The organism is Pseudomonas folii, assembly GCF_014357575.1.
In the GTDB taxonomy this organism is placed as follows: Bacteria; Pseudomonadota; Gammaproteobacteria; order Pseudomonadales; family Pseudomonadaceae; genus Aquipseudomonas; species Aquipseudomonas folii.
The window spans coordinates 20,324-43,341 of sequence record NZ_JACONW010000038.1; the positions used below are offsets into that span (position 1 = coordinate 20,324).

20 protein-coding genes are annotated in these 23,018 nt (G+C 58.0%); 9 read left to right on the top strand and 11 right to left on the bottom strand.

Annotated elements, in window-relative coordinates; genetic code table 11:
- Positions 1-267 precede the first annotated feature (267 nt).
- From H8S59_RS10465 to H8S59_RS10475, 3 genes are read left to right on the top strand one after another with little or no spacing between them, the layout of a single operon-like run.
- The gene (locus tag H8S59_RS10465) at positions 268-987 is read left to right on the top strand and encodes a gluconate 2-dehydrogenase subunit 3 family protein (RefSeq protein WP_095100027.1); all 720 of its coding nucleotides are present in this window, start codon (positions 268-270) and stop codon (positions 985-987) included.
- Between the two features lie 36 nt (positions 988-1,023).
- Positions 1,024-2,793, top strand: coding sequence for a GMC family oxidoreductase (locus H8S59_RS10470; RefSeq protein WP_187521366.1), 1,770 nt, complete (start codon positions 1,024-1,026; stop codon positions 2,791-2,793).
- 11 nt (positions 2,794-2,804) lie between these two features.
- Entirely contained in the window at positions 2,805-4,181 is a 1,377-nt protein-coding gene (locus H8S59_RS10475; protein ID WP_187521367.1) for a c-type cytochrome, read from the top strand.
- Positions 4,182-4,617: 436 nt separating this feature from the next.
- Here H8S59_RS10475 and H8S59_RS10480 read toward each other — a convergent pair whose 3' ends face one another.
- Together H8S59_RS10480 and H8S59_RS10485 are read right to left on the bottom strand one after the other, a co-directional pair.
- Entirely contained in the window at positions 4,618-5,181 is a 564-nt protein-coding gene (locus H8S59_RS10480; RefSeq protein ID WP_187521368.1) for a GNAT family N-acetyltransferase, read from the bottom strand.
- A gap of 154 nt (positions 5,182-5,335) precedes the next feature.
- Positions 5,336-5,707 (bottom strand): PH domain-containing protein, encoded by a 372-nt coding sequence (locus H8S59_RS10485; RefSeq protein ID WP_095100046.1) that lies wholly within the window; start codon positions 5,705-5,707, stop codon positions 5,336-5,338.
- Between the two features lie 89 nt (positions 5,708-5,796).
- Here H8S59_RS10485 and H8S59_RS10490 point away from each other — a divergent pair, with 89 nt between their 5' ends.
- Entirely contained in the window at positions 5,797-6,111 is a 315-nt protein-coding gene (locus tag H8S59_RS10490; protein WP_187521369.1) for a DUF7693 family protein, read from the top strand.
- Here the strand turns inward: H8S59_RS10490 and H8S59_RS10495 are convergent.
- On the bottom strand, positions 6,102-7,433 hold the full coding sequence (locus H8S59_RS10495; RefSeq protein ID WP_187521370.1) for an aminotransferase-like domain-containing protein: 1,332 nt from the start codon (positions 7,431-7,433) through the stop codon (positions 6,102-6,104). The two genes, H8S59_RS10490 and H8S59_RS10495, sit on opposite strands and share 10 nt — an antisense overlap.
- Positions 7,434-7,521: 88 nt before the next feature.
- Here H8S59_RS10495 and H8S59_RS10500 point away from each other — a divergent pair, with 88 nt between their 5' ends.
- Positions 7,522-8,418 carry a DMT family transporter gene (locus H8S59_RS10500; RefSeq protein ID WP_187521371.1) on the top strand — a complete coding sequence of 299 codons (897 nt, stop codon included), beginning with the start codon at positions 7,522-7,524 and terminating at the stop codon, positions 8,416-8,418.
- 823 nt (positions 8,419-9,241) lie between these two features.
- On the opposite strand, the gene H8S59_RS10505 is transcribed toward H8S59_RS10500, so the two are convergent.
- Genes H8S59_RS10505 through H8S59_RS10520 form a run of 4 tightly spaced genes read right to left on the bottom strand, consistent with a single transcriptional unit; the run spans position 9,242 to position 14,513 of the window.
- The gene (locus tag H8S59_RS10505; protein WP_187521372.1) at positions 9,242-11,008 is read right to left on the bottom strand and encodes an ABC transporter ATP-binding protein; all 1,767 of its coding nucleotides are present in this window, start codon (positions 11,006-11,008) and stop codon (positions 9,242-9,244) included.
- Complete coding sequence (locus H8S59_RS10510) at positions 10,998-12,113, bottom strand: glycoside hydrolase family 1 protein (protein WP_187521373.1); 1,116 nt, start codon at positions 12,111-12,113, stop codon at positions 10,998-11,000. The genes H8S59_RS10505 and H8S59_RS10510 overlap by 11 nt, the downstream gene beginning before the upstream one ends.
- Before the next feature lie 49 nt (positions 12,114-12,162).
- On the bottom strand, positions 12,163-13,353 hold the full coding sequence (gene glf / locus H8S59_RS10515) for a UDP-galactopyranose mutase (RefSeq protein WP_187521374.1): 1,191 nt from the start codon (positions 13,351-13,353) through the stop codon (positions 12,163-12,165).
- Positions 13,341-14,513 carry a glycosyltransferase family 1 protein gene (locus H8S59_RS10520; protein WP_095100067.1) on the bottom strand — a complete coding sequence of 391 codons (1,173 nt, stop codon included), beginning with the start codon at positions 14,511-14,513 and terminating at the stop codon, positions 13,341-13,343. Before H8S59_RS10520 ends, glf begins: the two co-directional genes overlap by 13 nt.
- A 333-nt stretch (positions 14,514-14,846) precedes the next feature.
- Between H8S59_RS10520 and galE the strand changes: the two genes are divergently transcribed.
- Together galE and yghU are read left to right on the top strand one after the other, a co-directional pair.
- The gene (gene galE, locus H8S59_RS10525) at positions 14,847-15,872 is read left to right on the top strand and encodes a UDP-glucose 4-epimerase GalE (RefSeq protein ID WP_187521375.1); all 1,026 of its coding nucleotides are present in this window, start codon (positions 14,847-14,849) and stop codon (positions 15,870-15,872) included.
- Between the two features lie 150 nt (positions 15,873-16,022).
- Complete coding sequence (gene yghU / locus H8S59_RS10530) at positions 16,023-16,859, top strand: glutathione-dependent disulfide-bond oxidoreductase (protein WP_187521376.1); 837 nt, start codon at positions 16,023-16,025, stop codon at positions 16,857-16,859.
- Positions 16,860-17,005: 146 nt separating this feature from the next.
- Here yghU and H8S59_RS10535 read toward each other — a convergent pair whose 3' ends face one another.
- Positions 17,006-17,386 carry a RidA family protein gene (locus H8S59_RS10535; RefSeq protein WP_095100076.1) on the bottom strand — a complete coding sequence of 127 codons (381 nt, stop codon included), beginning with the start codon at positions 17,384-17,386 and terminating at the stop codon, positions 17,006-17,008.
- Positions 17,387-17,701: 315 nt separating this feature from the next.
- Positions 17,702-18,628 carry a LysR family transcriptional regulator gene (locus H8S59_RS10540; protein ID WP_187521377.1) on the bottom strand — a complete coding sequence of 309 codons (927 nt, stop codon included), beginning with the start codon at positions 18,626-18,628 and terminating at the stop codon, positions 17,702-17,704.
- Positions 18,629-19,042: 414 nt separating this feature from the next.
- Between H8S59_RS10540 and H8S59_RS10545 the strand changes: the two genes are divergently transcribed.
- Positions 19,043-20,170 (top strand): alkene reductase, encoded by a 1,128-nt coding sequence (locus tag H8S59_RS10545; RefSeq protein ID WP_187521378.1) that lies wholly within the window; start codon positions 19,043-19,045, stop codon positions 20,168-20,170.
- Between the two features lie 406 nt (positions 20,171-20,576).
- Here the strand turns inward: H8S59_RS10545 and H8S59_RS10550 are convergent, their stop codons facing one another.
- Complete coding sequence (locus H8S59_RS10550; protein ID WP_187521379.1) at positions 20,577-20,990, bottom strand: winged helix-turn-helix transcriptional regulator; 414 nt, start codon at positions 20,988-20,990, stop codon at positions 20,577-20,579.
- Positions 20,991-21,089: 99 nt separating this feature from the next.
- Between H8S59_RS10550 and H8S59_RS10555 the strand changes: the two genes are divergently transcribed.
- A complete protein-coding gene (locus H8S59_RS10555; RefSeq protein ID WP_187521380.1) occupies positions 21,090-22,046 on the top strand; it encodes an aromatic alcohol reductase in 957 nt (318 codons plus the stop codon).
- Here H8S59_RS10555 and H8S59_RS10560 read toward each other — a convergent pair.
- The gene (locus tag H8S59_RS10560; protein ID WP_187521381.1) at positions 22,017-22,946 is read right to left on the bottom strand and encodes an EamA family transporter; all 930 of its coding nucleotides are present in this window, start codon (positions 22,944-22,946) and stop codon (positions 22,017-22,019) included. The genes H8S59_RS10555 and H8S59_RS10560 overlap by 30 nt on opposite strands.
- Between the last annotated feature and the right edge of the window lie 72 nt (positions 22,947-23,018).

Consider the following 23,018-nt stretch of genomic DNA (forward strand, 5'->3'; position numbering starts at 1 on the left):
GCTAGCGCCTGAGACGATCGCGAGTTGTACGTTGACTGGTAACGTATGCCTTTTACGTTAACCGTCGCCGGTTGGAAACCACCAACCATCGCGCTTCGTTGAAACGATCCGGAACCTGAAAACGTCGCCGTTATTGTCCTTCAAACGAGGGCGAATCCGGCTGCGCGCTATTCACGTTGGCTAAAGGAGTTGCGCAGCAGGTCGAGGCTTTCGATTTCCGATAGCACCGTCCGGGGTTTTCTTGTGAGCATTCATAGGGGCCTCACCATGTTGTTGAATAAACCAACGTCACGAAGAAAGTTTCTGCTTTCTTCTTTGATTGCATTACCTGCGATAGGCGTCGCCATTAAAGGCCTGAGCGCTGCGGAAGCAGCGGAGATGGTTGCGCCGAAACTCGAAGAATATCGCCCGACTTTTTTCAGTGCGGCTGAATGGGCTTTCATCATGGCGGCCTGTGATCGCCTGATCCCCGCCGGTGGCCGTGGGCCTGGCGCGCTGGAAACCAACGTCCCAGTGTTTATCGATCAGCAACTGGCCAGCGATCTGGGCAGTGAGATCTACCTGGAAGGTCCTTTCAAACTCGATGCCCCAGCGGAAATGGGTTATCAGATTCCGTACCGTCCGCAAGAGATTTATCAAAAAGGCATCAAGAGCGTTGACGCTTTTTGTCAGGACAAACACCAGAAAAACTTTGCGTCTCTGGATGCCGCGAAACAGGAAGACATCCTGAAACAGCTGCAAAAAGGCGAAGTGAGCTTCAAGGCATTTGGCGAAGACGTGCTCAAGTCCAAACAGTTCTTCGGTGAACTGTTGAACCACACCAGGCAGGGCTATCTCTCGGACCCGATCTACGGCGGCAACAAAGGCATGAAGGCCTGGATCGCCATCGGTTTCCCCGGAGCCCGCGCCAGTTACGTGGAGTGGGTGACACAGCACAACGTCAAGTACCCCCTCGGCCCGGTCAGCATCAGCGGCCTGCGCGGTTGATCTCCCTTCGCCTAGCATTTCCAGGATAGTTTTCTCATGGCAAATATTACTAATGACGAAGTCGACGTAGTCGTCGTCGGCCTCGGCTGGGCTGGCTCGTTGATGAGCATCGAACTGGCTCAGGCCGGTTTGAAAGTACGCGCTCTGGAGCGCGGTGAAGATCGTAACAACACCGACTTCGCCTATCCAAAACCAGCAGATCAATACGCCTACGGCATACGCAACAAGATCATGGCCACCCCGAAAGCGGCCGCGATGACCGTGCGCCACACCGCCAACGACGTCGCGCTGCCGACTCGCAAGTGGGGCGCTTTTGAACCAGGTACTGGCGTGGGCGGCTCTGGTCTGCACTGGACCGGCGTACTGATTCGTCCGACCCCGACCGATATCAAGCTCAAGACGTATGCAGACCAGGCGTACAAGCCGGGCATCCTGCAAGAAGACATGCGTATCGGCGATTACCCGTTCACCTGGGATGAAATCGAACCGTTCCTGGACAAGTTCGACAAGATCTGTGGCCTGTCGGGTAATACCGGCAACCTGCAAGGTCGCATCATCGAAGGCGGCGACCCGTTCGAAGGCCCGCGTTCCAGCGCCTTCCCGCTGCCGCCGCTTGAAGACACCCTGAACTGCAAGATGTTTGCAGACGTAGCCCGCAAGATGGGCTACCACCCGTTCCCGAACCCGTCGGCGAACGTGTCACAGGCGTGGACCAACCCGTACGGCAACCAGATCGCGCCGTGCAACTACTGCGGTTACTGCAGCAAGTACCCGTGCCTGAACTACTCGAAAGCTTCGCCGCAAACTGCAGTGTTGGATTCGCTCAAGCGCATGGAGAACTTCTCCTACCGGGTTAACGCCAACGTGCTGAAAGTTGAACTGCACCCGGACGGCAAGACCGCCAAAGGCGTGACCTACGCCGACGCCGACGGCAATCTGGTGTTCCAGCCTGCGGGCATCGTCGTGTTGGCAGGCTTCCAGTTCGTCAACGTGCGCCTGATGCTGTTGTCCGGGATCGGCAAGCCTTACGACCCGATCACCGAGACCGGCACCGTGGGCCGTAACTATGCGTTCCTGAGCAACGGCGGTTCCACGCTGTTCTTCAAGGACAAAGAGTTCAACCCATTCGCCACCGCCGGTGCTACCGGGCAGATGTTCAACGACGTTTCGCCGGGCAACTACGACGGCGCGGCGCTGGGCTTCATTGGCGGCGCGAAGATCCACAGCTCCCAGGCCACCGGCGCACCCATCGGTACAGCGCTGCCAAGCGGTACGCCAGAATGGGGTCAGGGCTGGAAAGACGGCATGCAGGACTGGTACGGCCACTCGATGAAAGTGAGCATTACCACCAGTTGCCAGTCGTATCGCGGCCATTACGTGGACCTGGACCCGACCTACAAAGATCCATGGGGCCTGCCACTGTTGCGTATTACCTTCGACTGGAAACAGAACGAGCTGAAACTGCAGCAACACCTGCGCAAGATCGTGCTGGATATCACCAAGGAACTGGGCCCGGACAGCTACAGCGAAAGCTTCCTGGCGATGGACTCTCATTGGGACATCACCAAGTACGTGTCCACCCACAACGTGGGCGGCGCGGTCATGGGCGACAACCCGAAAACCACGGCACTCAACCGCTATCTGCAGAGCTGGGACGTGCATAACGTCTTCGTACCGGGCGGCAACGCCTTCCCGCAGAACTTCCAGGCCAACCCGACGGCCTTGATCGGCGCTATTACCCTGTTCTCGGCCAAGGCCATTGTTGAGCAGTACATCAAAAACCCTGGCCCACTGGTTCAGGTATAAGGAGCGAGAACATGACATCCAAATCCCGCTCCCGGCTGCTGGCACTGCTGGTGGTCTGTGTGGTGCTTGCGCTGCTGGCCTGGCTGGTCAGTGTGTTCCTCAACAAATCGGGTGACGCGGCGGCGCAGATGACTCAGGAAGTAACGCCTGAACTCATCAGCAAAGGCGCTTACCTGGCGCGCGCTGGCGACTGTGTGGCGTGCCACACCGCTCACGATGGCAAAACCTTTGCGGGCGGCCGTGGCATCGAGTCGCCAATCGGCACGATCTACGCCACCAACATCACGCCGGATAAAGACACCGGTATCGGTAGCTGGACCTATGGCGACTTCGAGCGCGCGGTACGTCGCGGTGTGGGTCACGATGGCAGCGCGCTGTACCCGGCGATGCCGTTCCCGTCGTATGCCAAGGTCTCGGATGAAGACACGCAAGCGTTGTATGCGTACTTCATGAAAGGCGTTGAGCCGGTCAAGCAAGCCAATCAGGCCAACGATATTCCGTGGCCACTGTCGATTCGCTGGCCGCTGGCTTACTGGCGCACGTTCTTCTCGCCGACACCTGAATCCACTGTTACACCTGTTGCGGGCACCGATCCACAGCTCGTTCGCGGCGCGTATCTGGTACAGGGCCTGGGCCACTGCGGTTCTTGCCACACACCACGTGCGCTGACCATGCAGGAAAAAGGTCTCGACGAGAAAAGCACAGACTACCTGACGGGCGCTCTGCTCAACGACTGGGCTGTGCCTTCGATCCGTGGCGTTGCTCACTGGTCGCAGGACGAAATCGTCGACTACCTGGGTTCTGGCCGTAATGCCAAAGCGTCGGTTGCCGGTGAGATGACTGACGTTGTAGCCAACAGCACGTCGCACATGACCGATGAAGATCTGCATGCGATGGCGGCCTATCTGAAGTCGTTGTCTGGCCCTGCCGACAAGAATGGCGAAACTGTTTATCAGCACAACGCTGAACGCAGTGCAGCCACCACCAGCAAGTTGACCGCAGCCAAAGACCTGACACTGGGCGAACGTCTGTACCTGGACAACTGTGGCGCGTGCCACTTCGTCAAAGGTGAAGGCGCTGCACGGATCTTCCCGCGTCTGGACGGTGCTTCGATCATCAACGCAGAAAACCCGACCGCGCTGGTTCACGTGATTCTCGCCGGCGCAAAAACGCCATCTACTGCGAGAGGCCCGTCGATCCTGCCGATGCCAGGTTTTGCCGAGCGCATGAACGACGCGGAAGTAGCCGAACTGGCCACCTTCCTGCGCCAGGGCTGGTCCAACCAGGCCCCTGCGGTGTCTGCGAAACTGGTTCAGGAGGTTCGCACGGCCCTGGCCGAAGGGCATCCGAAGCAACAGAAAAAGCTTGAGGCCAGCAACGAGAAGTAAGCCTTACTCGTTGTAGTCAGAGCTGTTCAGAGAGCCCGCCTTGTGCGGGCTTTCTGTTGGCGGGTAGGTGCGCGCTATAAATGATAACGGGGCGCGTCTTCTGGCTACTTCTCATGTATCGCGGGCAAGCACCGCTCCCACAGGTTTGATACAGCACCCAGTGCGTGAGTCAGGCGCAAAACGTGTGGGAGCGGTGCTTGCCCGCGATACATGAGGCGCGGTCGGAAGACACACCGCGTTATCGTTTATTTTCCGGATGCGGCTCGGGCCATTCACCGCTTACAAATATTGGTACTCACCTGTAGGAGTGAGCTTGCTCGCGATGAACGATGATACGGTGTAGCTGAAAAACCGAGTCGCCTGCATCGCGGGCAAGCCTCGCTCCCACAGGTTTACGGGCCAACATAGAATCTCCCACAGGGCCGCAATATCAGGCCTACTTACGCCGCGGCCGCGACACCACCGATTCGATATTCTTGCGCCCGATCAGCATCGGCTTTTGCGGCTTTTCTTCGGCCAGCCACTTGAACATCACCAGACAATCCACCAACCCCAACCGCGCATGCTGGTAAGCACGCGGCAACCGGCCAACGATGTCGAACCCGAGCTTCTGCCACAGCGCCACCGCCACTTCGTTGCTCGCTACCACCGAGTTGAATTGCATGGCCAGGAAACCGCTTTCAGTGGCGACCTTTTGTGAGTGCTCACACATCAACCGCGCTACCCCACGACCTCGCGCCGCTTCGGTGACCATATAGCCGCAATTGCACACATGACTGCCGGGACCTGCAGCGTTGGCTTTGAGGTAATAGCTGCCGAGCAATACGCCCTCTTCTTCGGCAATGAACGTGTGCAGCGGCATTTCCAGCCACAGGTGCACAGCCTGCTCACGGGTCAGTTGCGGATCGTAGGCATAGGTTTCCCGGGCGGCGATCACGCTCTGGAAAGTGGGCCAGAAGAGGTCGAAGTCGTCGGCGGTCATGGGCCGGATGTTGATCATGGGGCAACCTTGGAGATGTGAGTCAAAGGGGAAGTTTCAGGCCTGTCGCGCAATGTGCAAAGAGGCGACCTCGCTGGACACACCTCTGTAGGAGCTGCCGCAGGCTGCGAATAGCGGTGTGTCAGCTCCTACAGGGGCCGCCTATCAGTTGAAACTACCCCAACAGATGCTTGGAAATGAGCCTGGAGACTTCAACCATTGATGTCTTCCCGGTGAACTCGAACTTCACTTTGCCCAGTGCAGAAAAGTAGATTTCAAGCTCCGAGTCCAGATCGAAGGTGCCGGAGGTTTCGATGGAGTAGGCAACGATATTTTTGTACGGCAACGAGGTGAAGTCTTTCTTGCTGCCGGTCAGACCTTGCACGTTGACGGCGATGATACGCTTGTTGGTAAACACCACGCCGTCGCGCATGGATTTGTAGGAATCAATGACCTGCTCACCGTCCAGCAACAGCGCCGTGACACGCTCGGCGTATTCATCGTTCTGTTTGAGTTTGAAGAAGCCCTTGTTATTGAAATCGATCATCCACTGCGCCTCACTTGTAAAGTAATCTTCCCGGATCCAGCGGGCATGTTCAGGCAGCGCCGCATCGGTTTCAACAAGAGAATATCTGTATGGCAAAAACCACGACCGACCTGACAGCCCGCGACGTGTATCAACTCCTGAAAGACATCGCTCTCGAAACGCGAACGTTGCACATGGTGAACAGCCGAAAGGGGCACATTGAAATCAAGGTGGATGGCTGGCAGCTCACGCTGGTCAGTGAGGACAACAAACTGAGCCATTGCCAGGCCTGCCGGTCCCCCGAAGGCAGTCACGTGACCGCAGACAGTTGGCAGCGCTACGGCACCGACCCAGTCAAGCTGCTGAGCATCTGGGAACATCAACAACTGCAGCGCCTGCTGAAGTTATCTTCGACTCAGGAATGAGCTCCGACGACCCGGTTCACTGTCTTCAACGCAGCGCGCAGCGTTGGCATGTCCACCGAGCCGAGGGCCAGGCGGATGGCATGCGGCACCTGTGCAGACACCGCGAAAGGCTCGGCTGTGGACACCGAAATATTCTCGCGCATCAACGCCGCCGCAACCTGATCCGCTCGTGCATCTTCGGCCAATGGCAGCCAGGTGAAATACGAGCAGGGATGCCGGACGCAATTCACCCCGCTCAACAGCTCATCCACCAGCGATTGTCTTGATCGGGCATCCGCACGCTTTTGCGCCTCCAGCTTGCTGACAGTACCGTCGTCCAGCCAGCCGGTAGCAATCGCCGTCATCACCCCGGCCGTATTCCAGCTGGTGGCTCTGATAACACGTTCGAGCGCACTGACCCGCGCGACCGGGGCAGCGATGAATCCAAACCTAAGCCCGGTGGCGACGCTTTTCGACAGGCCTGACACATACACCGTGCGCTCCGGTGCCAGGTGCGCCAGAGGCGGTGGTGGGTTGGGTGCAAGAAAGGCGTAAGCCGCGTCTTCGATGATATGCAACGTATGTTGCCGCGCAATCCGTACCAGGCGCTCGCGCTGCTCGATCCCCATCACCCAGCCCATCGGGTTATGCAACGTCGGCATGCTATAGATCCCCTTCACGGTTCTCTGTCGGCAGAGTTTCTCCAACGCATCCAGATCAGGCCCTGAATCCGTCACAGGGACAGGCAACACTTCCAGGCTCAGGGATTCAGCCAACACTTTGAAACCGGGATAAGTCAGCGCATCAGCCGCAACGACGTCGCCGGGCTTGAACAGCGCCATCATTGCCACCGTCAAACCATGCTGAGCGCCGTTGACCAGCAATACCTGCCCGGCCTCGACCGTCAGCCCGCGACTGCACAGATGACGTGCCACGGATGCTCGCTCATGGCTGCGCCCGGCATGAGGCTGGTAGCGCAACAGCGATTCAAGATCACCGGACAATGCCAGCTGGCGCAGCGCCGTGCGCAACAGCTCGGCCTGCCCCGGCAAGGACGGATAGTTGAAATTCAGGTCAATGACGCCGGTCGCGACGTCCGGCTGATCAATGCCATGCCCCGACGGCAACGAAGTCTCCCGAACGAACGTGCCCCGCCCTGCTTCGCCACTCACCAGGCCCATGGCCTCCAGCTCGGCATAGACCCGAGACGCCGTGGCCAACGCCAACCCCTCGGCCATGGCCAGGGTTCGGTGTGTGGGCAGGCGTGTTCCCGGCGGCAAGCGCCCCGAACGAATGTCCGCGGCGAAGGCGTCCACCAGTGATTTGTAGCGGGCCAGTGGCATGTCGAACTGTATCCATGACAATTTTTTGATTGTACTGATAGTCAGCCCTAGGATGCCTTCACGCAACCCCGCCCGGAGAGTGGCCCGCATGGAACAAGCATCTGCACCGAAAATCGTTTCCATGGAAAATGCCACCCGAGGCTGGATCAACGGCCTCATCGGCGTAGTGATTTTCAGCGGCTCGCTCCCTGCGACTCGCGTTGCGGTACTGGAATTCGACCCGGTGTTTTTGACGGTAGCCCGGGCAACCCTCGCAGGCGTACTGGCCCTGTGTATATTGCTGCTGTTCAAAGAGCAGCGTCCGGCCCGCCATCAATTGTTGTCGTTAGTGATCGTTGCCATTGGAGTCGTCGTCGGCTTCCCGTTACTGACCGCGTTGGCGTTGCAGCATGTCACCTCCGCGCACTCCATTGTCTTCCTCGGTTTGCTACCCCTGACGACGGCTCTATTCGGCGTGTTGCGCGGGGGCGAGCGGCCGCGTCCTGCTTTCTGGTTATTCTCGGTGCTGGGCAGCTTGACGGTGGTCGGCTACGCCATTTCACAAGGCCTGAACGCTTCCGCGACAGGCGACGTGCTGATGCTGCTGGCGATTCTGGTCTGCGGCCTGGGTTACGCCGAAGGGGCCAAACTCTCCAGAACACTGGGTGGCTGGCAGGTGATCAGTTGGGCACTGGTGCTGTCATTGCCGGTCATGGCCTTGCTGAGCCTACTGCTGAGTCCAGCGTCATTTTCGAGCATCAGCCCGCCTGCCTGGTTGAGCCTGGGCTATGTATCGCTGTTCAGCATGTTGATCGGTTTCGTGTTCTGGTATCGCGGCCTAGCACAGGGCGGGATTGCTGCGGTTGGGCAGTTGCAATTGCTACAACCGTTTTTCGGGCTGGCGCTGGCGGCGACGTTGCTGCATGAGAACGTCAGCGCCGGAATGCTTGGGGTGACGGTTGCGGTGATTCTTTGCGTGGTGGGTGCGAGGCGGTTTGCCCGGTAGCGAGTAGAGATTGCCCTGCACCCTGGCACGGCGCCAAACAGTAGGAGCGAACTTGTTCGCGAGGCGTCAAGCCTGAACCAACGCGTAAAGCCTCTCGCCAACAAGTTGCCTCCTACCTGGAGCGGCGCTATCTGATTGCCCTGCACCCTTGCGCGGCGCCAAACGGTAGGAGCGAACTTGTTCGCGAGGCGTCAAGCCTGAACCACCGGGTAAAGCCTCTCGCCAACAAGTTGCCTCCTACCTGGAGCGGCGCTATCTGATTACCCTGCACCCTTGCGCGGCGCCAAACGGTAGGAGCGAACTTGTTCGCGAGGCGTCAGGTCTGAACCACCGCGTAAAGCCTCTCGCCAACAAGTTGCCTCCTACCTGGAGCAGCGCTATCTGATTACCCTGCACCCTGGCACGGCGCCAAACAGGAGGGAGCGAACGTGTTCGCGAGGCGTCAGGCTTGAACCACCGCGTAAAGCCTCTCGCCAACAAGTTGCCTCCTACCTGGAGCGGCGCTATCTGATTACCCTGCACCCTTGCGCGGCGCCAAACGGTAGGAGCGAACTTGTTCGCGAGGCGTCAGGCTTGAACCAACGCGTAAAGCCTCTCGCCAACAAGTTGCCTCCTACCTGGAGCGGCGCTATCTGATTGCCCGCTGCTTGATAACAGACAACCGACCGAATCAATCCAGCGCAACAGTCTTGCCTTCGAGCGTCAGGCTGTCAGCACGCATTTCATCGGGTTCTTGTTTGCTTTGGTACCCAGTCACGTCAACTTTTTTACCCACCGCAAGTTTGGCTGCGGAACACGGTGAAAACGTGAGCGTCGAACACCTTCACGCCTCCGGAGCATTCATGCTTTGCGTCTGCCAAAGCGCGCGAAATACCCCGTCCTGATTACGCAACTCATTCGGTGAGCCGTCTTGCACGACACGGCCGCTTTGCAGCACCAGAACCCGGTCAAAGCTGGCAATGGTCGATAACCGGTGAGCGATGGCCACCACCGTGCGCCCGCGCATCAGATTAGCCAGGGCCATCTGGATGACCTTCTCGGATTCAGAGTCCAGCGCAGACGTGGCCTCGTCCAGAATCAAAATCGGTGAGTTGCGCAGAAACGCCCGCGCCAGACCAAGACGTTGCCGTTGGCCGCCCGACAACATCACGCCGCGCTCGCCCACCTGCGTAGCATAGCCACCGGGCAGCGCGTTGATGAAATCTTCGCAATAAGCCTGCCGCGCCGCATCGATGACCTGTTGCTCGGTGGCCTTAGGTTGGCTGTAAGCAATGTTTTCGTAGATGCTGCGATTGAAAAGAGCGGTCTCCTGCGGGACCACTGATATCTGTCGGCGCAGGCTGTCCTGACTGACCGAACGGATATCGCGGTCGTCGATCAGGATGATGCCGCTGCGCACGTCGTCCAGGCGCTGCAACAGACTGATCAATGTCGATTTACCCGCACCTGACACGCCAACTATGCCGACGCTTTGCCCCGCCGGTATCTCCAAAAAGAAATGCTTGAACACCGAACGTCCGTCCGGGTAGCTGTAGCTCACGTCGATGAAGCGAATATTGCCACGCGTCGGGGCCAGTTCTTCGTGGGTGTCGCTCAGGCCGTGGGGCTGGGCAATGATGCCGAGGGTTTCCGCGATCACGCCCATTTGCTGGGACGTATCCACCAAAGCCAGCGCCAGATCCCTTGAGCCGTGAAGGATCCGGAAGGTCAACGCGCTGACCATCACCACATCACCCGCTGTGACCAGACCGTCGACCCACAGGTCTATGGCCCAACCGAGCATGCCACCGGCCATTACCGACAGACACACGTCATGCAACACGCGGGCTTTTTCCAGGTAAATCCAGCTTCGGCTTTGGGCCTTCGCTTCGACGCCTATGGCTTTTTCCAGCCGCAGACGTTCTCGCTCACGAGCAGAAAAGGCTTTGATGCTCCAGACGTTGGACACCAGGTCGACGATCTCGCCCCCCACCCGCGCGGACTGCGAGGCAAAGGCGATGTGTTTGGCCCGGCCGCGTATGCCAATCAACGTGATCAACGCTGCGACTGCGATCACACAAGCGATCAACACCAGCGCCATGGACAACCGCACCGTACACAGCACGATCACCGCGCCGAGAAAATCGACACACGGCGGAATGATTTTCCACGCCAGCCCGCCGTAAATGGAACCGGCTGCCGCACCCGCCGAGGAAATCCGGTTAGCCAGCGCGCCCGCAAAGTGTTGGGAAAAATAGCGCATCGGATGACCGGTCAGATGGCTGAACAGGTCGATACGCAAATCTGCGCAACTGCCCACCACGGTTCGACACCCGAGCCAGCCCCCTGCCCGCCAGAACAGGTTTTCCAGCACGATGAGCGCAATGAACAACACAAACGGGAACCACACATGGCCTGCAGCACGGTCCTGGTGAGCCATGGCATCCACCAGCAGTTTCATGCCGTATTGCACGGCAACCGCACAACTTGCAGCACCAACAACCAGCCCCAGCATGGTGCCGAAATGCCAAGGCCGCACCCGGACGTAACGCCAGAGAAAACGCACCGGAGTATCCGGCAGCGGGCGTTCCCGTATTCGGCTATTGATCATGGCGGCTCGAAAGCGCCTGGATCTGCACATACAACGGATGATGCGGTGCCCGGTTGCCCTCACCGTCAGCGTAACCAAACAGACCTGCCGGGCAGTATCGCCCGTCATCCCAGCCGGGATAGTCCAGAAACGGATACCAGCACAGCGCTTCCACTTCCACGCCACGCTGCCGGGCCACAGCGATCTGCGTGCTGACGTAGTCGAGCCAGGGCACACGCTGATCGTCTTCGGCACCTGTCTCCGAGATTAATAACGGTCGCTGATAACGCTGCTGCACCTCCTTGAGCATGCCCGCGAACGGACGGTAGCCAGGCTCACCGCGCAGGATTTTCCCGCCGTTGAGCACCCACTGGTTTTGCGGGTAGAAATTGACCCCGACGATGTCCAGGTATTCCTCTCGTCCTCCCAGACCTGGCCACTGACGGCCCGTTAACAGGTCCCAGCCTTCAAACTGCGCCAGTCGATACTCTTCGGCCTGATTGACCTCGTCGCTTCGACTCGACCCCGCGACCACGTTGATCAACGGGTCACATTGCACAAAGCGGGCATTGGGCGTGCGCTGACGAACCGACTCAATTGCCGCGATACTGGCGCGCACCAGTTGATGCTTGAGTTCCTGCCCTCGCCCGTGGGTGCCCGGGTTGAAATAACCTACGTCACCGCCCGCCCAGCTCCAGAACGAAACCTCGTTGATGGGCGAGAAAAACGGTGCGTCCACGCCTTCGTCTTTCATCAATTGGGCAACCGCCCCTGCAAACCGGGCGAAGCGTTCCACAAACTCGGGCCGCCAGATATCAAGCCCGTCGGGATAACCGTAATGACACAGATCCCACACCACCTGCACGTTGTGATCCCGCGCCGCGCGTAGCATCGGCAGAAAACTGCTCCAGTCGTAATCGCCCGGCCGGGACTCGATCAAATGCCAGCGCAGTCCGTCGCGGGCGCAGGCAATTCCCAGTGCCGCCAGTTGGGCGTAATCCTTGTCGACGCCTCGGGCGTGGCCGGTTTCGGCGAGCATGTCCAACCGCCGACCATCCCGGCGGCGGTGTGAAGAACACTCATAACCAGCCATGACAAAAGAATTGAACAGCCGAGCGCTCGTCATTGCCGCCACCTGTGAAAACACTCCTGGGGCCGCGCCTGCTGGCAGCGCATCAGAGGGACTCGACTGCGTGGCTTTGCGCCACGTTAGACTCCTTTTCGATACGTTGATAAAGCGCCAGCGCCTGCCCAACCACTTGATCCATGTTGTAGTACTTGTAAGTACCCAGTCGACCCAGAAAGGTGACCCCTTCGGTTTCATCCGCCAACGCGCTGTAGCGCTTGTACAGCTCCGCATTTTCCGGACGCGGGATCGGGTAATACGGATCGCCCTCAGCACACGGAAACTCATAGCTGATGCTGGTTAACGGGTGCGTCTGGCCGGTCAACTGCTTGTACTCGGTAATCCGCGTATAGGGCACGCTCTGATCGGGATAGTTGACGACGGCCACCGGCTGAAACTGCTCGACAGGCAGTGTCTCGTGCTTGAACTCAAGGCAGCGATACGGCAATCGACCAAAGCAGAAGTCGAAATATTCATCGACCGGCCCACAGTAGATGATCTCCCGATAGCTGACCTGATCACGGGCCGCTGTGAAGTCCGTGTTGAGTAGCACGTCAATGCGCGGATGATCGAGCATGCTCTCGAACATCCTGGTATAGCCATGCAGCGGCATCATCTGGAAAGCGTCAGTGAAATACCGATCATCATCATTAGTGCGTGTCGGCACACGGGAGGTAACTGACTTGTCCAGCTCCGAAGGGTCCAGGCCCCACTGCTTGCGGGTGTACCCCTGAAAAAATTTCTCGTACAACTCGCGCCCGATCTGGTTGATCACTACGTCTTCGGAGGTGCGAATATCCGCGACAGGCTCCGCACGTTCTGCCAGAAAGACCTCCGCTTCGTGCTCGTCCATTGCCCGGCCGTACAGCGTATTCAAGGTGGTCAGATTGATCGGGATCGGCAGCAGATGCTCGTCGACCTGCGCCAGCACCCGATGCTCATAAGGACGCCATTCAGTAAACAGAGACAGGTAGTCGACAATGCGCTTCGCATTGGTGTGGAAGATATGCGGTCCATAGCGGTGGACCATTACTCCGGCTTCATCCGCATGGTCATAGGCATTGCCAGCGATGTGTGAGCGCCGGTCGATTACCAGCACATTTTTACCGAGACCTTCCGCCAGACGTTCGGCTATCACCGATCCGGCAAAGCCTGCGCCGACGATCAGATAGTCGTAAACGCAGTTCTCGCCCACCTGCGACGGACCTTTTTTTGCGTTCTCAATGGTTACCGTAGGCATTCGATCTGCTCCTTCATGACGGCGCAGGTTTTATCCCACGACATGCCATCCAGCACTGTGTCAGCGCTTCGGTTGAATGAGACGTCAGCCTTGGATGTCAGCGCTGCCTCAATTCCTGCAATGAATGCCTGTGGTGAATCGGCGATGGTCACGACACCTGAATCGCCATAGCCGCTGATCACATCGCGAATCGGTGTGGATACCACCGGACAGCCGCCCGCCAGGTATTCCGGAGTTTTGGTGGGACTGATAAATCGCGTCGACTCGTTTATTGCAAATGGCATCAACGCCACGTCCCATCCCGACAGATACACCGGCAACTCGGCATAACTCTTGGGCCCCAGATAGTGAATATTGGGCTGACGCGGCAATGAGTCAGGGTCGATTTTTACCACCGGGCCAATCAGCACGATTTGCCAGTCAGGCCGTTGGCTGGCCAGCTCACTCACCAGCTCAATGTCGAATCGCTCATCGATGACGCCGAAGAATCCCAGTCGTGGATAGCCAATACCCGACTGATCCGCGGGTTCGGGCAACCTGTCGCGAGCCGCTGCGAAGTGTGCGATGTCAACGCTGCTGGGCACAGGATGGGCGTTGCCATGCTGAAGTTTTTTCGCCTCCCACAAACTGTAACCGCCGGTGAACACTACATCGGCCCTGGCCATCAACTGACGTTCTTTATCCAGCAGATCCGACGGTGCACCTTTGAAAGCCGACAGCTCATCCATGCAGTCAAAAATCGTCACGCGAGCCTTCAGGTGCTCGGTGAATGACAGGCTCATGGGCGTGAGATACCACAGCAATAATTCTTCGGCCGCATGCTCGGCCAGATACTCGTCAAGCAATTCGCGCTGCAGTTCCACCGCCTGCGCCGCGCTGGTGCCATGGGCAAAACGCGGCACGATGACAGTAATCCCCGTCGCCGGTTGCGAGACGTCGAGTGTCGGCTGAGGTGTGTCAGTGAAGATCGGCTCCTCAAAAAACAGCACGTCGTAATCCTTGGCCAAACGCGACATGACGTGTTGCGGTCGCTGATACACGAACCCCCAGCGCAGATGAGACAGGCATAGCAAGGTAGGTCTGGCCAGACTGATCGCCCTTGATGGGTTATCAATCTGCACCAGCGAAAGGGCGTCGTCAGGCTGCTCTGGAAAATTCATGTCGGATTCCTTTTGAAATATGGATCCGAGACTGAAGCCAGCATGATCGCGGCTTCGAAGACACTCGTCTGTTGAATGAAAGGCGGCCCGGTGATTCAGCATCACGTTCTGCGCGCTTCATGACTTGGAGGCCCGCCGTTCAAGCAGCGTTCAACACGCCCGCAGGTAAAGCCGATGAACAGCATGTACCGGTGAGCAAACGCCTTTGAACTCCTGCCTCGCCCGAGGCCCATAACCTCATACGCCTCACCGCCACGTCTGTGACAGTGGGCCGAATAACAGGCTCGGCAGGTAAGTAGTCGCCGTTCACACAGTGAATAAATGAGGCGAACTATGATCCTGGTGACGGGCGGTGCAGGCTATATCGGTGCTCACGTAGTGCTGGAATTGATGGAGCACGGCGAAGACGTCGTGATTCTCGACAACCTCTGCAACAGTTCACGTTCGGTCGTGGACCGGATCGCCAAAATTTCGGGACGACGACCTGTATTTATCTTTGGTGACGTCCGAAATCGCGGCCAACTCGACATGCTGTTCAACGAATACGCCATCGACGCCGTCATTCATTGCGCCGGTTTGAAAGCTGTCGGTGAAAGCGTGCGCGAACCGCTGCGGTATTACGACACGAACGTGGGCGGCAGCGTGACGCTGTGTCAGGCAATGGCAGACGCCGAAGTGTTCAGGCTGGTGTTCAGTTCATCAGCGACGGTTTATGGCGACTGCGCGGTGATGCCCATTGATGAAAGCTGCGCCACGGGTCAGCCCTCCAACCCTTACGGCCAGTCGAAACTGATGGCGGAAAACGTCATGAACAGCATGGCAGCATCCGACCCTCGCTGGTCGGTGGGGCTGCTGCGTTACTTCAATCCGATTGGTGCTCATGGTTCGGGGGAACTCGGCGAAGCACCGAACAACACTCCGAACAACCTGCTGCCTTATCTGCTTCAAGTCGCCAGCGGCGAACGCGCAACCCTGGGCGTTTATGGCAATGACTATGCGACGCCTGATGGCACCGGCATCCGCGATTACGTGCATGTGATGGACCTTGCCGAAGGGCATCTGAAGGCGTTGCAGGCGTTACGTCAGTTACATGGCGTGCGGGTGTGGAATTTCGGCACAGGTCAGGGTTATTCCGTGCTGGAAGTCGTCAAGGCGTTCGAACGTGTCAGCGGTGTCACCGTGCCGCTGACTTACGAACCTCGCCGTGCCGGTGATATTGCGCGTTGCTGGGCAGATCCGGGCAAGGCCGCTGATGAGCTGGACTGGCGCGCCGGTCGCTCACTGGACTGCATGTTGGCCGATGCCTGGCGCTGGCAGTGCAGCATTCAGCCGGAGCGAATTGAAACCCTGGTGGGTTAGATCTGTGCGTTGAGCCATTGGACTTAATCGAATTCAAATGCGCAGGCAGCATTGATTCCGCGTCACGGCGCTGGCAGGGTAGTCCACCTGAACTGACGTGGCGGCTGCCTGCGCCTCGTTTTCGAATCGTATAGACCGGGAGATTCGCGCATGAGCAACGCACCTTACGTTCCGCCCAAGGTATGGAAAAACGAAGCAGTGGGCGGCCAGTTCGCAAGCATCAACCGGCCCATTGCCGGGCCGACTCACGAGAAAACGCTGCCCAAGGGCAAGCACCCTTTGCAGCTCTACTCACTGGCGACACCCAACGGCATCAAAGTGACTATTTTGCTCGAAGAGCTGCTTGCGCTGGGGCATACCGAAGCGGAGTACGATGCCTGGCTGATCCGCATCAACGAGGGTGATCAGTTCTCCAGCGGTTTTGTCGACATCAATCCCAATTCGAAGATTCCGGCCCTTGTGGACTACAGCGCCGAGCCGCCCATTCGCGTGTTCGAGTCGGGTTCGATCCTGCTGTATCTGGCCGAAAAGTTTGGTCGCTTCCTGCCGACTGATCCAGCAGGGCGTACTGAAACCCTGAACTGGTTGTTCTGGCAAATGGGTGCAGCGCCGTACCTTGGCGGTGGCTTCGGACATTTTTACGTCTACGCGCCGGAGAAAATGGAATACCCGATCAACCGCTTCACCATGGAAGCCAAGCGTCAGCTGGACGTGCTGGATCGCCGCCTGAGTGAAAGTACCTATCTGGCGGGTGATGAATACACCATTGCCGATATCGCAGTCTGGTCATGGTACGGCCAGGTGATTCTGGGCGGCCTGTACTCGGCGGCTGAGTTTCTGGCAGTGCATGAATACACCCACGTGCAGCGCTGGGCACATGAAATCGCCAAACGACCGGCTGTTGTTCGGGGTACCCGAGTCAACAGAACCTGGGGCGATGAAGCAACCCAAGTACCGGAGCGGCATGACGCTACGGATCTGGATTGAGGGTGGCATCCATCTGAAGGGTTAAGAATTGCTGTAGGAGCTGCCGAAGGCTGCGATGGCGTTGAATCAGGAGGAATGCTTCGCAGCCTTCGGCAGCTCCTACAGAAATGCATCCCAAGCGGGTTAATTCGTGGCGGGATCCTGGCTCACCCCTTCGCCGCCATCGCCGTCACTTCCACGCGCATGCCTTCAACTGCCAATGCAGCCACGCCTACGGCAGCGCGTACCGGCCAAGGCTTGGCGAAGAAGCGTTTGTATACGTCGTTGAATGCGGCGCGGTCGGCCATGTCGGTGAGGTAAATGGTCAGGTGCAATACCCGATCCATGGAGCTGCCGGCCTTTTCCAGTGCCACTTTCAGCGCTTGCAGTGTGCATTCGCTTTGCAGCGTGATATCGCCCAATTCCAGACTGCCGTCAGCATGAGTCGGGATCTGCGTGGAGACCAGCAAGCCACCAAAACCGGCTACGTCAGAAGAGATGGAATCCGAATCAGGGTCCGGGACGAAAGTAATGTCGTGGTTTGCCATGAAGGTCTCGTATCTGGAAAGTAAAAAGGTCACTGACTCATTTGCGTGAACAGTTTACAGCCCGGCAGGCATAAAACGCAGGCATGAAAAAACCCGCCGAAGCGGGTTACTTTTCATCAATACCATTCCAACATCCTGTCAGTAGCCATCCGGGCCATGGTGGTCATCCTTTACCTCCGAAGCGCTTCCTGCGTTCCGGTTGATGGGTTTAGATTGCGCTTATGGGATCGATGGGTAAATGGACGATCGACGGCACGCGATGTAAGCCTTTCGCCATTAGTGGCGCTGTTTTTTCTTACATGATGGCACTGCCGGTTACTCCACCCTGTCCCAATAAGGCGGTGTACCAATCGCATTCAAAAAGTAATCCCATACGACCCGTACTTTCTGTGAGCGAAGGCGATTCTCAGGCGATATCAGATGGATCTGACTCGACAAAGGCTCGACACAACCTTCCCACTCGGGCAATAGCTGGATCAGCGCCTTGCTTTTGAAATGCTCCTGATTGAACAGCCACGACGGAAACAACACGATCCCCCTGCCCGCCAGCGCAGCCTCCATCAGCACCTGACCGTTATTGCTCCGTAACGGCCCATCGACATCGATGACCTCTTCGGCATCATGCCCGGGATGGCGGAAATGCCAGCGCTGGATGCCGCTCACGCCCTTGTAAACGAGACAGGCATGATTGCGCAGATCCTGTGGCGAGGTCGGTTGCCCGTGCTTTTCCAGGTATTCGCTGCTCGCACACAACAAATAGCGCTGATCGCAGATTTTGCGGCCTATCAAGCCCGAGTCCGGCAGTTGCCCGACCCGGAAAATGATATCGGTACCCTCCAGAACGGGATCAATGAACGCATCAGTGACATTCAACTCGACACTCAGCGCTGGGTACTTTTCGTAGAGGCCATTCAACAGTTTCACGATGTGCAGATGACCAAAGGCGACGGGCGCATTGATCCGCACCAGGCCACGAATGTCGCCGACCTTGCCGTTGACCTCCTCGTCCGCCGCGTCCAGCAACTCCAGAACTTCACGAATCTGCACGTAGTAACGCTCGCCCGCATCGGTGAGCTTCACTGCCCGGGTATTCCGATACAGCAACTGCTGCCCCAGGTCCCGCTCCAGCGCGGCAATGAAACGGGATACCGAAGAAGCAGGCACCTGAAAGTGCCGCGCCGTTGCGGAAAAACTGCCAGTGACGGCGACCATGGCGAAGAATCTATGGGCTTTGAGGTGCATGTGGAGACTCGGGTAGCGCCTATAAAAAAGACCTACAACTATCTGATTTGGAATACCTTTCTGTAGGAGCTCACGAGCACCGCGAGGCAGCGATGGCGTCCTGCCTGACACACCGCTTTCGCGGCCTCGCGGTGCTCGTGCGCTCCTACAGGTCCCATGTTTGCTGCGCGACAGCGCTGTGTCAGGGACACTGAGGCAACGCCTGCAGACCTACGTGATCCCAACAAATCTGGGCAAAGCGAATCCTGTCAGTTAAACCATCAATTGCTAAAACAGCAATAGTATTTTGCTTTTCCGCTCAATTGTGGCTTCTTTAGCAACAACCTACCATGGAGTCACTTTCATCTGCCGGGAACGCCCTGTACTCGCGGGCTTCTCGCCGGAACCAGATTCTGTCCATGGAGACTTTGATTCATGACTAACCTTTTTGCCTCCTATGACCTCAGCGGCCTGACGCTGAACAACCGTTTCGTCATGGCGCCAATGACTCGCTCACGCGCGCCGGAAGACATCGCCAACGAACAGATCGCGCTGCATTACACCCAACGCGGCACCGCAGGCCTGATCGTTTCAGAAGGCACGCCAATTTCTCGCGAAGGTCAGGGCTATCTCTTCAACCCCGGTATTTTCAGCGATGAGCAAATCAAGGGCTGGAAGTTGGTGACGGACTCCGTCCACAGCGTCGGCGGCAAAATGTTCGCCCAGCTCTGGCATGTTGGCCGGGTTTCCCACACTTCGATTCAGGTCGATGGCAAAGCCCCGGTCAGCTCCACGACCCAGCCAGCCCGAGGTGGCAAGGCGTTCGGTTATACCGAGGACGGCGAGCCCGGCTTCGTTGACACGTCTATCCCGCGAGCACTGACCACTGAAGAAGTCGGTCGAGTCGTTGGAGACTTCGCTCAAGCGGCTGCAAACGCCATTGATGCCGGTTTTGACGGTGTGGAAATTCACGGTGCGAATGGCTATCTGCTGGAGCAGTTCCTGAATCCGCAAGTTAACGATCGTACGGATCGCTATGGCGCGAAAAACCTCGATGATCGTCTGCGTTTCGTGTTCGAAGTGGTTGATGCCGTCAGCGCCAGAATTGGTAAAGACAAGGTCGGGATTCGTATCTCGCCGTACGGTCAGCTGTTCGATATGCCGATCTATCCTGAAATCGATGAAACCTACGCGGCACTGTGCGCGGGTATGAATGAGCGCGGCATTGCCTACGTCCACGTCATGGACCAGACCCACTTTTTCATGGCCGGTGAAAGCTCCGCGGCACAGGAAGAAGCGCTGCGGGAATTGCTCAAGGATTGCAAAGCCAAACTGGGCAACACCGCACTGATCCTCGCAGGCGACATGACCCTGGAGCGCGCTCAGGATCTGGTGGACGCCGGCTTGATCGATCTTGCTGCCTTCGGCCAACCCTTCATCGCCAACCCGGACCTCGTCGCCCGTCTGAAAAATGGCTGGCCGCTGACCACTCCGGATCGCGACACCTACTACGGCGGCGATGCCAAAGGCTATGTGGATTACTCGCCGTACGAACCGGCCTGACGCAGCAAACGAAGGACCTGTGAGAGCAGGGCTTGCCCGCGATAAGAACGCCGCGGTCTATCTGATAAACCGCATTGCCTTTATCGCGGGCAAGCCTCGCTCCCACATGAAATCGCATTTCTTCCGTGGGACCGGCTTTAGCCGGGAAGGCGATATTCCTGACAATACATCTGCAGGCTGTACCGGCCTCTTCCCGGCTAAAGCCGGTCCCACGACATCGCCCCCGTACTGAGATCACACCTGTGGGAGCGAGGCTTGCCCGCGATAAGAGCGCCGCGGTTTATCTGATAAACCGCATTGCCTTTATCGCGGGCAAGCCTCGCAGAGAATGCATTTCAACAGTGAAATCCATTCCAATCCAGAAAGTAGCAGCACACTGCCGACGCGTCGCCATCGCGCAGCAAACTCACTCCACCTTCGCCAGACCCGCTGCATCGTAACGCTCACGGGCCTCGCGGAAACCTTCGGCATTGCCCGCCACCCACATCCACAGCGGAATCATCTGCACCAGCAATCCGCGACCTAGCTCAGACAATTCGTAGTCGACACGTGGCGGCACTTCATTGTGATCACGACGTAAAACCAGACCATCCCTTTCAAGCTGACGCAGGCTGCGGGTCAACATCCGCTGTGTCACGCCATTCATGCGTCTGGCGATTTCCGCATGCCTCAGCCGCCCTTCCACGCCCAGCGTGTGAACAATGCCCAGTGACCAGCGATTACCCGCGTGGGTCAGCACCTCTCGCTTCAAACCGTCGTCTTGCGCACTCAGCGCTTCGCAGGCCGCTTGCGATTGTCTGATGATTTCTTCGTTGTCCATTAGCCCCCCCAGGATCACTCGTGTGCCTACTTATGGCCGCGTCTCAATGGTGACAGGATAACAACCACTCGCCTTTGAGCCGCTATCCGGAGGAAATTCATGCAACTGACCACGCCCGTGAAAACCGACAATATTCTTGTACTGGGAGCCGGGGAGTTGGGCACACAGGTCTTGCGCGAGCTGGCTGCGATGACCGCTGACAGCGGAAAAGCGCGCATCACCGTTCTGCTACGCCCCTCCGCTGTCGCCACTCAGGACAGTTCGAAAAAATCTGCCATTGAAGAGCTTCAAACCCTTGGCATCCATTTTTTGCAGGCCGACGTGATCAACGATTCTGTCGAAGCACTCGCCGAGCATTTCCGGCACTTCGATACGGTGATCAGTTGTGTTGGCTTCGTTGCGGGCGCTGGCACCCAACTCAAGCTCACTCAGGCGGCGCTCAAAGCTGGCGTAAAGCGCTACGTGCCGTGGCAATTCGGCGTGGACTATGACGTGATTGGTAAAGGCAGCCCGCAGGATCTGTTTGATGAACAGCTCGACGTCCGCGAGCTTTTAAGAGCCCAGCGCACAACCCAATGGCTGATCATTTCCACCGGGATGTTTACCAGCTTCCTGTTTGAGCCCGCCTTTGGTGTGGTCGATCTGGCCGAAAACACGGTTCACGCTTTGGGCACCTGGGACACCCAAGTTACCGTCACCACATCAGAGGACATCGGCAAGCTGACGGCACACATCATCTTTGCCGAACCCCGCCTGGTTGATCAGGTGGTGTTCGTCGCAGGGGATACGCTGAGCTATCGGCAACTGGCGGACACGCTCGACGAAAAGCTAGGGCGCACGCTGTCTCGCATGGAATGGAGCGTCCCGCAACTGAACGCCGCTCTCGCCGCTGCGCCGGACGATTCGCTCTGCAAATACCGGGCGGTGTTTGCCCAAGGTAAAGGCGTCGCCTGGGATAAAAACCGCACGTTCAACGCCACACACGGTATTGAACTGACCACAGCGGCTGACTGGATCGAGCAGAACCTAGTGTCTGCCAAGGGCGCGCTTGTGTAGCACCTGCCTTAAAAGGTCGTGACCACTCACCAGCAGAATCCCGGCGAGCACCAGTGCCGAGCCGATTACAAAGGAGGATTCCAGCGTTTCGTCCAGTAACCACACGCCAAACACCACGCCGAATAAAGGCGTCATGAACGACAGCACGCCCAGGCGAGAACCAAGATAGCGGCCCAGCAGCCAGAACCAGACGAGGAAACTCAGGAATGAAACGCCGATGGTCTGATAGGCCAGGCTGCTGACCGCAACGGTAGTCAGGTTGATGCCGGTTTGTCCGGTTGCCAGGGCCATCAAGGCAAGGATCACAAAGGCTCCAGCCAACTGATAGAACAGCGTCAGCGGTGCGGGTGCATCTGACAGTCTGGAGCCGCGAATGGTGAGGGTCGTACCCGCCCAGAGAATAGCCGCCAGCAGACCCAGTCCGTCGCCAACCCGCTGATGCAGCACTGATACGCCGGGAGCTGCGGGGGCGTAGAACGCCAAAACCACGCCAGAGAATGCAATGAGGATTCCGATCCATTGCAGCAACGTCAGGTGCTCACTGCGAAACCGAAAATGCAGGCCGATGGCGACAAATATCGGTGCCGTGTAAAGGAAGATCACCATGTGCGCAGCCGAGGTGTAGCGCAGCCCTTCGCCCACCGCGAGGTACTCCAGCGCAAACAGTACACCGACCATGATCCCGGCCTGCCAGGTGCCGCGGCGTTTCATCTGCTGCCAGCGCAGCATCAACAACACGCCCACCATCAATGCGGCAAAACCTGAACGCAGCGCGATCTGGAAAATCGGCGCAATGTCCGGTGCTGCAGCCTTGATCGCGACTTGCTGCAGACCCCATACGGTACACAGCACGGTCATCATGACCGCGGCCTGACCGTCGATGGGTTTACGAATATTCACGGGGCTCGATCTCACGCTGTATTGACCGCGGCATTATGGGGTTTGGCAGAAGGGAAATGTGAAGATCTGAAT